Source organism: Mycobacterium saskatchewanense, from assembly GCF_010729105.1.
In the GTDB taxonomy this organism is placed as follows: domain Bacteria; phylum Actinomycetota; class Actinomycetes; order Mycobacteriales; family Mycobacteriaceae; genus Mycobacterium; species Mycobacterium saskatchewanense.
This window is the reverse complement of the sequence record NZ_AP022573.1, coordinates 5,710,059-5,722,996: the sequence shown is the minus strand read 5'-3', so window position 1 is coordinate 5,722,996 and position 12,938 is coordinate 5,710,059. Positions and strand designations below refer to the sequence as shown.

General features: G+C 69.3%; 12 protein-coding genes. 2 read left to right on the top strand and 10 right to left on the bottom strand.

From position 1 onward, the window contains the following. Window positions 1-84 precede the first annotated feature (84 nt). Window positions 85-2,835: an AAA family ATPase gene (locus G6N56_RS26900; protein WP_085256319.1), complete on the top strand. Its 2,751-nt coding sequence runs from the start codon at window positions 85-87 to the stop codon at window positions 2,833-2,835. 34 nt (window positions 2,836-2,869) lie between these two features. Here G6N56_RS26900 and G6N56_RS26895 read toward each other — a convergent pair whose 3' ends face one another. From G6N56_RS26895 to dxr, 4 genes are read right to left on the bottom strand one after another with little or no spacing between them, the layout of a single operon-like run. Then, entirely contained in the window at window positions 2,870-3,724 is an 855-nt protein-coding gene (locus G6N56_RS26895; RefSeq protein ID WP_085256268.1) for a GNAT family N-acetyltransferase, read from the bottom strand. Between the two features lie 56 nt (window positions 3,725-3,780). Beyond that, the gene (gene ispG / locus G6N56_RS26890; RefSeq protein ID WP_085256267.1) at window positions 3,781-4,941 is read right to left on the bottom strand and encodes a flavodoxin-dependent (E)-4-hydroxy-3-methylbut-2-enyl-diphosphate synthase; all 1,161 of its coding nucleotides are present in this window, start codon (window positions 4,939-4,941) and stop codon (window positions 3,781-3,783) included. A 22-nt stretch (window positions 4,942-4,963) separates the two neighbouring features. Then, entirely contained in the window at window positions 4,964-6,178 is a 1,215-nt protein-coding gene (locus tag G6N56_RS26885) for a M50 family metallopeptidase (protein ID WP_085256266.1), read from the bottom strand. Between the two features lie 7 nt (window positions 6,179-6,185). Beyond that, window positions 6,186-7,409, bottom strand: coding sequence for a 1-deoxy-D-xylulose-5-phosphate reductoisomerase (gene dxr / locus G6N56_RS26880; protein ID WP_163645177.1), 1,224 nt, complete (start codon window positions 7,407-7,409; stop codon window positions 6,186-6,188). A 116-nt stretch (window positions 7,410-7,525) separates the two neighbouring features. On the opposite strand from dxr, the gene G6N56_RS26875 reads away from it, so the two are divergent. After that, window positions 7,526-7,789, top strand: coding sequence for a DUF2631 domain-containing protein (locus tag G6N56_RS26875; protein WP_085256264.1), 264 nt, complete (start codon window positions 7,526-7,528; stop codon window positions 7,787-7,789). On the opposite strand, the gene G6N56_RS26870 is transcribed toward G6N56_RS26875, so the two are convergent. The 6 genes from G6N56_RS26870 to pyrH form a co-directional block, all read right to left on the bottom strand. Beyond that, the gene (locus tag G6N56_RS26870; RefSeq protein WP_085256263.1) at window positions 7,790-8,668 is read right to left on the bottom strand and encodes a cytochrome c biogenesis CcdA family protein; all 879 of its coding nucleotides are present in this window, start codon (window positions 8,666-8,668) and stop codon (window positions 7,790-7,792) included. A 4-nt stretch (window positions 8,669-8,672) separates the two neighbouring features. After that, window positions 8,673-9,182 carry a disulfide bond-forming protein DsbE gene (locus tag G6N56_RS26865; protein ID WP_085256262.1) on the bottom strand — a complete coding sequence of 170 codons (510 nt, stop codon included), beginning with the start codon at window positions 9,180-9,182 and terminating at the stop codon, window positions 8,673-8,675. 242 nt (window positions 9,183-9,424) lie between these two features. Beyond that, on the bottom strand, window positions 9,425-10,525 hold the full coding sequence (gene rlmN, locus G6N56_RS26860; protein ID WP_085256261.1) for a dual-specificity RNA methyltransferase RlmN: 1,101 nt from the start codon (window positions 10,523-10,525) through the stop codon (window positions 9,425-9,427). A gap of 21 nt (window positions 10,526-10,546) precedes the next feature. Continuing rightward, window positions 10,547-11,476 carry a phosphatidate cytidylyltransferase gene (locus G6N56_RS26855; RefSeq protein ID WP_085256260.1) on the bottom strand — a complete coding sequence of 310 codons (930 nt, stop codon included), beginning with the start codon at window positions 11,474-11,476 and terminating at the stop codon, window positions 10,547-10,549. 31 nt (window positions 11,477-11,507) lie between these two features. Continuing rightward, entirely contained in the window at window positions 11,508-12,065 is a 558-nt protein-coding gene (gene frr, locus G6N56_RS26850) for a ribosome recycling factor (protein WP_085256259.1), read from the bottom strand. Window positions 12,066-12,139: 74 nt separating this feature from the next. Next, window positions 12,140-12,928 carry a UMP kinase gene (gene pyrH, locus G6N56_RS26845; RefSeq protein ID WP_163645176.1) on the bottom strand — a complete coding sequence of 263 codons (789 nt, stop codon included), beginning with the start codon at window positions 12,926-12,928 and terminating at the stop codon, window positions 12,140-12,142. Between the last annotated feature and the right edge of the window lie 10 nt (window positions 12,929-12,938).

Here is a 12,938-nt window from a genome sequence, read left to right as displayed (position 1 = left end):
CCGGCTCACCGGGGAGCTCCGTGTCGAAGCGGCGCTGAGTCGCGAATCCGGCAAAAGCCGCTGGGAAATGCGAGTATGGCCCGCATGGGGAGTGCCGCGCTCCACCCCACGTTGATCGGCCGCCGAGCCGAGCAAGAGGAGTTGGCCGCCCTGCTCGCCGACGCGCGGTCGGGCCGCAGCCGCGTGCTCGTCGTTCGTGGTGAGGCGGGCATCGGCAAGACGGCGCTGTTGACGCAGATGGCTGCAAGCGCCGACACATTTCAAGTCCTCCATGTCTGCGGCTCCGAAATGGAGATGGAGATCCCCTACGCCGGGGTGCAGCAACTGTGTGGTCCGCTGCTGACCTTCGCCGACCAGCTCCCCCGGCCACAGCGCAACGCACTGGAGGTCGCCCTCGGGCAGAACGATGGCGACTCACCTGACCCGCTGCTGGTGCGCCTGGCGACACTGAGTCTTCTCGGGGCGGCCGGCAGTGCCGGGGCGACGCTCTGCGTGATCGACGATGCCCAGTGGATCGATACGCTTTCACTGCAGACGCTGGCCTTCGTGGCCCGGCGGCTCGTCGCGGAGTCGCTGGCCATGGTCTTCGCGACACGCAATTTCGCCGGCGCGCAGGAGCTTCGAGGCCATCCCGAGCTCGTGTTGACCGGCCTCGACGCCCAGGACTCCCGCGCCCTGCTCGCGTCGGTGCTGCCCGGGCCACTCGACGAGCACGTCCGGGACAACCTCCTGACCGAAGCAAAAGGGAATCCGCTCGCATTACTCGAACTGCACCGCGCCCTGACCCCGGCGGAGCTCGCCGGCGGATTCGGACTGGCAAGCGCGGCCGACGCTCGCGGCCTGGAACACGGCTTCAGCAGACGGCTCGGCGAATTGCCACGGGAGACACAGATGTTGTTGCTCCTCGCGGCAGCCGAACCCGCGGGGCGGCCCGAGTGGCTCTGGGCGTCGGCCGATCGGCTCGGTATCAGCCTCGACGCGGCGCTCCCGGCCGAAGCCGAGGGCTTGATCACCGTCGAAGGCGGAATCCGATTTCGCCACCCGCTGATCCGCTCGGTCGTCTATCGGACGAGCTCGCTCACGGAAAGAAAGGCGGCCCATTGCGCCCTGGCCGCCGTGATCACCGGCCCGTCGGCCGAGGACTATCGTGCGTGGCACCGCGCGCACGCCGTCGGGCCGGAAGACGACGAGGTCGCGGACGATCTCGAGCGCTCGGCTCGACGAGCCGGCGCCAGAGGCGGCGCGGCCGCCGCGGCAGCCTTCCTGTCCCGGGCCGCCGCGCTGACCACGGAGCCGACCACACGAGCCCGCCGTGCCCTCGATGCCGCGGACGCGAAGCTCGACGCGGGCCTGCCGCATTCCGCCCTACCGCTGCTCGCGACCGTCGAGGCTTCCACCGACGATGAAATGCTCGTGGCCCGAGCCGAGCTGGTTCGCGCAAAAGTCGCATTCGCCGCCAGCCGTGGCGCCGACGCACCGGCCTTGCTGCTGTCGGCGGCCGCGCGACTCTCGCGGTTGGACACGGCGCTGTCGCGAGAGACCTATCTGCAGGCGATCACGGCGGCGATCCTGGTTGGCCGCTGCGCGACCGGCCCGTCCAATTCCGCGGCAACGGTGGCCAAGACAGCGACGAAGGCGCCGGCCGCGCTCAGTCCTGCGCGCGCGGTCGACCTACTGCTCGACGGTCTGATCGTCAGGCTGACCGAGGGACATCGCCTGGCCGCGCCGAAATTGGGGGAGGCCATCGACGCTTACATCGACGAAGTCAACAACGGGACGGCGGACCCGCGGTGGCACGACATCACGCACCGGGTCTGCCTCGACGTCTTCGACATCGACGCCTATAACTTCCTCGCGCAGCATCAGCTGGCGCAGCTGCGTAGCGAAGGAGCCTTGACGGTGCTGCCGCTGGCACTTCAGACCTCTGCCGGAATAGAGGTCAGTACGGGCAATTTCACCAAGGCGGCAATGTTGCTCGACGAATCACGGGTGATCACCGCCGCCACGGGTGCGCCACTTCCCGGTTGCCTCTGGGCCTATCTCGCCGCATATCGGGGCCAGGAACAACGATGCCGCGAAATCGTCGCGACCACCATCACCCGCGCCCAGGAGCGCGGGGAGGGGTTCGACATCGACGGAGCCCTCTATTCGGCGGCGATCCTGCACCTGGGGCTGAGCCAATACCCGGAGGCGCTCGCCGCGGCATCCTCGGCCCGGCAACACGACGACTTGGGCGTCCAAACCCACGTCTTGAACGAATTCGTCGAAGCCGCCGCCCGGTGCGGGGAAGTGTCCATCGCCAACGATGCTGCCAGTGAATTGCGTGAACAAGCCTCGGTGTGCGGCACCGACACCGGACTCGGCATGGCCGCGCGGGCGACGGCCCTCGTCAACGACGGCCCCGCCGCCGAGGCGGCCTATCAGGAGGCTATCGCCCGCCTGAAGCGCAGTCCCTTCGTCGTATACCTACCGCGGGCCCACCTCGTCTACGGCGAATGGCTGCGCCGAATGAAACGACGCGCCGAGGCGCGCGCCCAGCTGCGCATCGCCCATGACATGTTTGTGCAGATGCGGGCCGATGGCTTCGCGCACCGAGCCCTGCGTGAGCTGAGGGCGACCGGCGAACCCGTCCTCAATCGCGGACACGAGGTGGTGACGGGCCTAACGACGCAGGAGGCGCAGATCGCCACGTTGGCCCGCGACGGCTACACCAACGCCGAGATCGCGGCCCAGCTCTTCATCAGCACCAGAACCGTCGAATGGCACCTCAACAGGATCTTCGCCAAGCTGGACGTCACGTCTCGCCGACAACTGCGCCACATGAATTTCGTGTGAGCCCGCCCAGGCGGATATCCCCTCCGCCCTGGTGCTAGTCCAGCAGCACCGTGGCGAACGTGCCGACCTCGGTGAAGCCCACCCGCGCGTACGCCGCGCGGGCGACCGTGTTGAAGCTGTTCACGTACAGGCTGGCGATCCGGCCGCTACCGACGGTCACCGCGGCCACGGTCGCGGTGCCGGCGGTGCCGAGCCCCAGGCCACGCCGCTCGGGATGCACCCACACCCCCTGGATCTGACCGACGCCCGGGGACTGCGACCCGACCTCGGCCTTGAAGATCACCTCACCGTTCTCGAAGCGGGCCCAGGCCCGGCCGGCGGCGATGAGGCTGGCCACCCGCCGTCGGTAGCCGCGACCGCCGTCGCCCAGGCGTGGGTCGACGCCCACCTCACCGATGAACATGTCGACGGCGGCGACCAGGTAGGCGTCCAACTCGTCCGGCCTCACCTGCCGCACCTCGGGATCGATGTCGCAGTTCGGGTGGCGCGTCAACGCCATCAGGGGCTGGTCGTCGCGCACGTCCCGCGCCGGGCCCCAGGCGGCCTCGAGCCGCTCCCACATCGGCATCACCAGGTCGGCGCGCCCGACCAGCGACGAACAGCGGCGCGTCCCGCTCATCGCCTCGTCGGCGAACGCGTGCAGATCGGCCGGCGCGCCGCGCAGCGGAATCAGGTTGGCGCCGGCAAAGCACAGCGACTCGTCCGCGCCGCGGCGCGTCCACAGTTCTCCGCCGATGGAATTGGGGTCGATGCCGTGGTCGGCGACACGGGCCGCGACCATGCAGGAGCCGACCGGATCCTCGTCGAAGACGCGCCACACCGCGGCAGCGTCGCGTACCACGGACACCCGCCGGTCGCCGACAAGGCGAAAGATAGGCGGAGCCGACATCTAGCGAACCCTTTGTGGTGGCGAACAGAGAACCAGCGCAGAAGCACTGGCCCCTATCAGCTTACGGTCACAATCGGCGAACCGCTCGTTTCTGTTCCGCGATCGGTGCCCATTTCCGACGCGAGCCGCATGGCCTCCTCGATCAGGGTCTCGACGATCTGCGATTCGGGCACCGTCTTGATGACCTCGCCGCGAACGAAGATCTGGCCCTTGCCATTTCCGGACGCGACGCCGAGGTCGGCCTCGCGAGCCTCGCCCGGACCGTTGACGACGCAGCCCATGACGGCCACCCGCAGCGGCACGTCCAGGCCGTCCAGCCCGGCGGTGACCTCGTTGGCCAGCGTGTAGACATCGACCTGCGCGCGCCCGCACGACGGGCAGGACACGATCTCCAGGCCGCGCGGCCGCAGGTTCAGCGACTCGAGGATCTGGATGCCAACCTTGACCTCTTCGACCGGTGGCGCGGACAGCGACACCCGGATGGTGTCGCCGACGCCGCGGGACAGCAGCGCGCCGAACGCCACCGCGGACTTGATGGTGCCCTGGAAGGCCGGACCCGCCTCGGTGACGCCCAGGTGCAGCGGGTAGTCGCACTGGGCGGCCAGCTGCTCGTAGGCGGCGACCATGACGACGGGGTCGTTGTGCTTGACGCTGATCTTGATGTTGCCGAACCCGTGCTCCTCGAAGAGCGAGGCCTCCCACAGCGCGGATTCGACCAGCGCCTCGGGCGTGGCCTTGCCGTACTTCGCCATGAACCGCTTGTCCAGCGAGCCGGCGTTGACCCCGATGCGGATCGGGATCCCGGCCGCCGCGGCGGCCTTGGCCACCTCGCCGACACGGCCGTCGAACTCCTTGATATTGCCCGGGTTCACCCGCACCGCGGCACACCCGGCGTCGATGGCCGCGAAGATGTACTTCGGCTGGAAGTGGATGTCGGCGATCACCGGGATCTGGCTCTTCTTGGCAATCGCGGCCAGCGCATCGGCGTCCTCCTGGCGCGGGCAGGCCACCCGGACGATGTCACACCCCGCGGCGGTCAACTCCGCGATCTGCTGCAGCGTCGCGTTCACGTCGTGCGTCTTGGTGGTGCACATCGACTGCACCGAAATCGGATAGTCGCTGCCGACCCCGACGTCGCGGACCATCAGCTGGCGGGTCCGGCGGCGGGGGGCGAGCGTGGGCGCCGGGGCGTCCGGCATGCCCAGGCCAACAGTCACTGTCGTGGTTTCCTTCGGTCGATTACTGGAAGAGCCTGATGGGGTTGACCAGGTCCGCGGTCACCGTCAGCAGCATGTACCCGACCACAAACACCAGCACCACATAGGTCGCGGGCATGAGCTTGAGGTAGTTCACCGGCGCAGCCGCGACCATGCCGCGGGCCGACCGGATCATGTTGCGAATCTTCTCGAACACCGCGATGGCGATGTGGCCCCCGTCGAAGGGCAACAACGGCACCAGGTTGATCGCCCCCAGGATGAGGTTCAGCTGGGCCAGGAAGAACCAGAACGCCACCCATAGCCCGTGGTCGACGGTGTCACCGCCGATGATGCTGGCCCCGACCACGCTCATCGGGGTCTGCGGGTCGCGCTGGCCGCCGCCGATGGCGTGCACCAGGGCGCCGACCTTCGTCGGGATCGTCACGAGCGCCTTGCCCACCTCGACGGTGAGTTGCCCGGCGAACCCGAAGGTGGCCGGCACCGCGGTGAGCACGTTGTAGTGCGCGGGCGCGACCCGTTCCGCGCCGACGCCGATGGCTCCGACGGTGGCCACCTCGGGCTTGCCGCCCTGGCCCTTCGAGACGTAGCGCTGGGTGGGCGTGACGTCGACGTAAGTGGTGACCGGCGCGCCGTTGCGCTCGACGACAACCGGGACTGTGCCGCGCAACTTACGGACCGCGGCGGCCATGTCCTCGAAGGAGGACACCGGCGTGTCGCCCACCTTGACGACGACGTCGCCGGTGCGGATCCCGGCCAGCGCCGCCGGACCGGGCCCCGTGCAGCTGCCGACCTTGCCCGGAGCGACTTCCGGTGCGACACACGCGGTTTCGCCGACAACGGCTCGAGTGTCGGGGTGCAGGTTCGGCAACCCCCAGATGAGGGCGATGGCGTAAATCAGGACCAGGCAGATCACGAAGTTCATGCCCGGGCCGGCGAACAGCACCGCGACCCGCTTCCAGGCCGCCTGCTTGTACATCGCGCGGTCGGTCTCGTCGGGCGCCAGCTCCTCCACCGACGTCATCCCGGCGATGTCACAGAACCCGCCCAAGGGCACGGCCTTGAGGCCGTACTCCGTCTCGCCGCGCCGGGTCGACCACAGGGTGGGCCCGAAGCCGACGAAATAGCGACGCACCTTCATGCCGGTGGCCCGCGCGACCCACATGTGGCCGCACTCGTGCAGCGCCACCGAGATCAGGATGGCGAGCGCGAACAGCACAATGCCGATGGCGAACATCATGGGGCTGTTACGACCTTTCTAGAACCATTCCGGCAACCTTTTCGGAGGCTTCCGGTGGGCTCGCTGCTGCAATAGCGCGCTGCGCCCGCTCCCGTGCCCAGCGTTGCGCGTTCAATACCTCTTCCACGTTAGCGGGTGTTGCGGCCCATTGGTCGGCGGCGTGCAGCACGTCGGCGATGGTTTTGACGATCGCGGGGAAGCCGATCCGGCCCCGGAGGAACGCGTCGGCAGCTTCCTCGTTGGCCGCGTTGTAGACGGCGGTCAGGCAACCGCCGGTCTCGCCGGCGTGCCGGGCCAGCTCGACGGCGGGGAAAACCTCGGCGTCCAGCGGCTCGAACTCCCAGCTGGTCGCGGTGCTGAAGTCGCAGGAGGCGGCCGCGCCGGGCACTCGGCGCGGCCAGCCCAGCGCCAGCGAGATGGGCAGCTTCATATCCGGCGGGCTGGCCTGCGCGATGGTCGAGCCGTCGGTGAAGGTGACCATGGAATGAACTATCGACTGGGGGTGCACGACGACGTCGATCCGGTCGTACGGAATGCCGAACAGCAGGTGCGTCTCGATGAGCTCGAGCCCCTTGTTGACCAGTGACGCCGAGTTCAGGGTGTTCATCGGGCCCATTGACCAGGTCGGGTGGGCGCCGGCCTGCTCGGGCGTGACGCTTTCCAGCTGAGCCGCGGTCCAGCCGCGAAACGGGCCGCCGGAAGCGGTCAGCACCAGCTTGGCGACCTCGTCGGCAGCGCCGGCGCGCAGGCACTGGGCCAGCGCGGAATGTTCGGAGTCGACCGGGACGATCTGGCCCGGCCGCGCGGCGCGCAACACCAGCGGACCCCCGGCGACCAGCGATTCCTTGTTGGCGAGGGCCAGCCGCGCGCCGGAGTGCAGCGCCGCGAGGGTTGGCCGCAGGCCCCGCGCTCCCACCAGGGCGTTCAGGACGACGTCGGCGTCGGTCTCCTCGACCAACCGGGTAACTGCTTCGGGCCCGCTGAAGGGCACGTCCCCGAACCGTTCGGCGGCACCCTCGTCGGCGATGGCGATGTTGCCGACACCGGTTTCGGCGCGCTGCCGCAGCAGTGTGTCGACGTTCGCGCCGCCGGCGGCCAGGCCGACCACCTCGAACCGGTCGGGGTTGGCCGCGATGACCTCCAGCGCCTGGGTGCCGATCGAGCCCGTGCTGCCCAGCACCAGCACACGCAGCCGGCCGCCGGCATCCGGTTCAGCCGCTGCGTTGGTCACCCGCTCATTGTGCCGCGCGGCGCCGACGCAAGCTACGGAGCGGGCCATGACCTGCTGTAGCCGGATATGCCAGAATCTCCTCTGAGAAGCCGATCCGACGGGAAAGGGATTTCGCCGTGGCAAGTACCGAGGTGGAGCGCTACACCGGCGTCGACGGCGTCGACGTCGCCGAGGTGCCGTCTGCGGCCTGGGGTTGGAGCAAGATCAACGTCCGCACCTGGCACATCACCGGCATCGTAATCATCGTCTTCCTGCTGGCGATGCTGCGCGGCAACCACGTCGGCCACATCGAGGACTGGTACCTGATCGCCTTCGCCGCCCTGGCTCTGTTCGCGCTGGTCCGCGACCTGTGGGGCCGCCGCCGCGGCTGGATCAGGTAGTCACCCGCCCGCGCTTTGGCGCCGGCGCGCGGCGCGCCGCCGCCAGACACCGACGCTCGCGCCGGCCACCAGCAGCGACAGCGCCACGAACCACGGCGCGACGCCGTGCTGGTGCACCCAGCCCGCCAGCTCACCCTGCACGCGGCCGGCTGCCTCGATCACCCGATCGTCGGGGTTCGCCGAGCCGCCGAACAGACGCAACTCGTAGACGCCGTAGTACGCGACATACGCGCCCACCAGCACCATCAGCGCGCCGCCGACTCGGCTGACATATGGGAGCGCCCGCCGCAAGCGGCCGGCCAACGCCGTGCTCGCCGTCGCGGCGGCGACGGCGAGCACGCCCACCACCACGGTGAGGCCGGCGACGTAGGCGAGGTAGATGGACGCGCCCGTGACGAGCGACCCGGCCCGGAAACCGGCCGCAGTCACCGCCAGGAACGGCCCGATGGTGCACGAGAGCGACGCGATCGCATAGCTGACCCCGTACCCGTACATGGAGCCGAGCCGCGCCGTCGGCGCCCATTTCGGGCCGACCGGACGGGGCGTCAGGGCCCTCAACTCCCGACCCGACAGGAGCCAGGACCCGAGCGCCACCAGGACCACGCCGATCCCGACCGTCGCGTACGGCAGATACCGCTGCACCGTCGAGGCCGCCGAGATCGTCAGCGCGCCGAACAACCCGAAGACCGTCACGAAGCCGAGCGCCATCCCGCCGGTCGCCGCCAGGGCCCGCCCGAGGGGAGCGAATTCCCGCCGCGGGCCCGATTGCTGCCCACGGACCACCAGGAGCAGGTAGGCGGGCAGCATGGCAAACCCGCAGGGGTTCAGAGCGGCCACCGACCCGGCGGCGAAGGCCAGTCCGATCAGTCCTGGGTCCACGTCGTCAGGACGTGAGCGCCGCGACCCGGCCGGCCAGCTCCTGCTCGGACATCGCGGACGTCGGGTTGTTGACGAACGTCGAGCTGCCGTCCGGCCGGTAGAACACATAGGCCGGCTGCCAGGGCACGTTGTACCGGGCCCAGATGGAGCCATCGGCGTCGTTGAGGTTGGTGAAGTTCAGGTTGTACTTGGTGACGAAGCCCTGCATGGCCCCGACGTCCGAGTGCGCCGCCACGCCCACGAACGTGACACGCGGGTTGGCGGCTGCCACCCGGCCCACGCCGGGGGCTTCGGCGTTGCAGAATGGGCACCACGGCGTCCAGAACCACAACACCGCCGGCTTGCCTTGCAGGCTGGCGCCGTTGAACGGCGCACCGCCGACCGTGGTGCCCCCGAACTGCAGGCGGTCATCCGAGGCTTTGGCACCGGGCGCGTTGGCCACCCCGACGATCAGCACGGCCGCGAGCGCGGCCAGTGCAAAGAACTTGAACGAAGACAACGGTCGGAAGATCATGGCGCACCTCGTTTGCTGGCGGTATGCCTTCTAGGACGTGGTTGCGGCCCGGGCGGTTCACACCTTTTCGGCTACCGCCGCCCGCCCTCGGCGGCCAGCTGTCCGCAGGCCCGCCCAATTCGCCTGCGCTACCGCCGCCCGCCCTCGGCGGCCAGCTGTCCGCAGGCCCGCCCAATTCGCCTGCGCTACCGCCGCCCGCCCTCGGCGGCCAGCTGTCCGCAGGCCCGCCCAATTCGCCTGCGCTACCGCCGCCCGCCCTCGGCGGCCAGCTGTCCGCAGGCGGCACTGATCTCGCGGCCGCGGGTGTCGCGCACCGTGCACGACACCCCATGCGCCCGAACCCGCCGGACGAACTCCCGCTCCACCGGCTTCGGGCTGGCGTCCCATTCGCTGCCCGGCGTCGGGTTCAGCGGGATGAGGTTCACATGCACGAGCGGACCGAGCGCACGATGCAGCCGCTCACCCAGCAAGTCGGCCCGCCAGGACTGGTCGTTGACGGCGCGGATCAGCGCGTACTCGACCGAGACCCGCCGGCCGGTGACCTCGGCGTAGTAGCGGGCGGCGTCGAGCGCCTCGGCGACCTTCCACCGGCTGTTGACCGGGACGAGCGTGTCGCGCAGTTCGTCGTCGGGCGCGTGCAGCGACAAGGCCAGCGTCACCGCGAGCCGCTCGTCGGCCAGTTTGCGGATCGCCGGCACCAGCCCCACCGTCGACACCGTCACCGAGCGGGCCGAAATGCCGAAACCGTCGGGCGGCGGTTCGGTGATGCGCCGCACCGCCGCCAGCACCCGGGCATAGTTGGCCAGCGGCTCCCCCATGCCCATGAAGACGACGTTCGACAGCCGGTCACCGAACTCGTCACGCAGGGCCGCCGCGCCGGCCCGCACCTGCTCCAGGATCTCGGCGGTGGACAGGTTGCGGGTCAGCCCGCCCTGACCGGTCGCGCAGAACGGGCAGGCCATGCCGCAGCCGGCCTGTGACGAGATGCACAGTGTGTTGCGGTCCGGGTAGCGCATCAAGACCGACTCGACGGTGGCGCCATCGCCGGCCCGCCACAGCGTTTTGCGGGTCTGGCCCGCGTCGCAGGTGACCTCGGTCGCCGCCGTCAGCAGGGTCGGAAACATCGCCTCGGCGACGCGCTCGCGGATCGCCGCCGGAAGGTCGGTCATCTGGCGCGGATCGGCGATCAGGCGACCGAAGTACTGGTGGGCGAGCTGCTTGGCGCGAAAGGCGGGGAGCCCCAGCTCCGCGACCGCCGAGGCGCGGCCGGCCGCGTCGAGGTCGGCCAGGTGCCGCGGGGGGCGGCTCGGGCGGGGTTCGGCGAAGACGAGTTGTTGGACCATGACACGTCCAGTATCGGTGCTTCAGGGCACCAGCGTGAGCACCGTCCAGGCGGCGACGGCCGACGGGAGCACGCCGTCGAGCCGGTCCATCAGGCCGCCGTGGCCCGGCAGCAGCCGTCCCATGTCCTTGATGCCGAGGTCGCGCTTGACCTGAGACTCCACCAGATCACCCAAGATGCAGGTCAGCACCAGCACCACGCCCAGCAGCGCGCCCACCCACGGCGACTTGTGGGCCAGGAAGGTGGCGGTCAGGATCGCCGCGGTGGTCCCGAAGACCATCGAACCGGCAAACCCCTCCCACGACTTCTTGGGGCTGATCGCCGGGACCATCGGATGCTTGCCGAACAGCACACCGACGGCGTACCCGCCGACATCGGAGGCGACGACGGTGATCATCAGGCAGAACACCCGCCCGGCGCCGTCCTTGGGATACACCAGCAACGCGCCGAAGGACGCGAACAGGGGCACCCAGGCGGCCAGGAAGATGGTGGCCGACGCGTCGCGCAGGTAATTGGCGGACGGGGAGCCGTCGAACGGCTCGGGCCGTTTGCTGTTGTCCTGCATGAACAGGCGCCAGAAATTGCACACCACCACGGTGGCGCCGAACCCGGCCAGCGCGCCCGCGGCGTGGAACGGCCAGGTCAGCCAGATGGTGACCTGACCTCCGATCAGCAGGGGAATGATCGGGATGAGGTACCCCGCCTCGCGCAGCCGCCGCACCACCTCGTGGGTGGCCACCACGATGGCCACCGCGACGATCGCCACCCAATAGCGGGGCGCGAACAACAGCGTGACGATGAGGACGGCGCCGATGCTGACGCCCACGGCGATGGCGGCGGGCAGGTCGCGCCCGGCGCGGGAGGTCGTCTTGGCCGGCTGTCGCGCCTTCGACTCGGCCGCTCGCGACGGCTCGTCGGGCAAGCTCCCTGCGCCGGGATCGGTGGTAGCCACGGACTCGACTGGACTGAAGCTGCTGAGGTCGCTAGACCTCCAGCAGCTCTCCTTCTTTGTGCTTGACCAACTCATCGATCTGCGCGACGTACTGATGGGTGGTCTTGTCGAGATCTTTTTCCGCGCGGCCGACCTCGTCCTCGCCGGCCTCGCCGTCCTTGCGGATCCGGTGCAACTCCTCCATCGTCTTGCGGCGGATGTTGCGCACCGAGACCTTGGCGTCCTCCCCCTTGCCCTTGGCCTGCTTGACCAGCTCCCGGCGACGCTCCTCGGTCAGCTGCGGCACCGCCACCCGGATCAGCGTGCCGTCGTTGCTGGGGTTGAGCCCCAGATCGGAGTTGCGGATGGCGTTCTCGATCGCGCCCAGCTGGCCGGCCTCGTACGGCTTGATGACGACGAGCCGCGCCTCGGGGACGTTGATGCTGGCCAACTGCGTGATGGGGGTGTTGGTGCCGTAATAGTCGATGGTGATCCGCGAGAACATTCCCGGATTGGCGCGGCCGGTCCGGATGGTTGACAGGTCGTCGCGGGCCACGGCCACGGCCTTCTCCATTTTTTCCTCGGCGTCGAAGAGAGCCTCGTCAATCATTTTCGCCTCTCCTCCACATCCCTGCACATCCCTGCGCTCTGCGTCGTCGTCGGCGCGATCATCGCGTCTTCCCCTCAGGTGGTGACCAGCGTCCCGATCTTCTCACCGGCGACCGCGCGGGCGATATTGCCATTGGTCAGCAGGTTGAACACCAGGATCGGCATGCCATTGTCCATGCAGAGGCTGAACGCGGTCGCATCGGCCACTCGTAACCCGCGGTCGATGACCTCGCGATGGCTGATCGCCGCGATCAGCTCCGCCTCCGGATTCAGACGCGGGTCCTCCGTGAACACCCCGTCGACCGCCTTGGCCATCAGGACCACCTCGGCGCCGATCTCGAGAGCCCGCTGCGCGGCGGTGGTGTCGGTGGAGAAGTACGGCAGTCCCATGCCGGCCCCGAAGATCACCACCCTGCCCTTCTCCAGGTGGCGGACGGCCCGCAACGGCAGGTACGGCTCGGCCACCTGGCCCATCGTGATCGCGGTCTGCACGCGCGTGACGATGCCTTCCTTCTCCAGGAAGTCTTGCAGCGCAAGGCTGTTCATCACGGTGCCGAGCATGCCCATGTAGTCGGAGCGGGTGCGCTCCATCCCCCGCTGCTGAAGCTGCGCACCCCGGAAGAAGTTGCCACCGCCGATCACGACGGCAACCTGGACACCGTCGCGCACCACTTCGGCGATCTGCCGCGCCACGCGGGAAACGACGTCGGGGTCCAGCCCCACCTGGCCACCGCCGAACATCTCGCCCCCGAGCTTGAGCAAGACCCTCGAATACTTGGGCCGGCGCTCCGGCTGCCCGCCGCCGACGCCGTTCTGCGGTGCAGGTGTCGGCACGCCGTGGCCGTTGGTCGGCTCCTCCGTCATCAGACTCCTC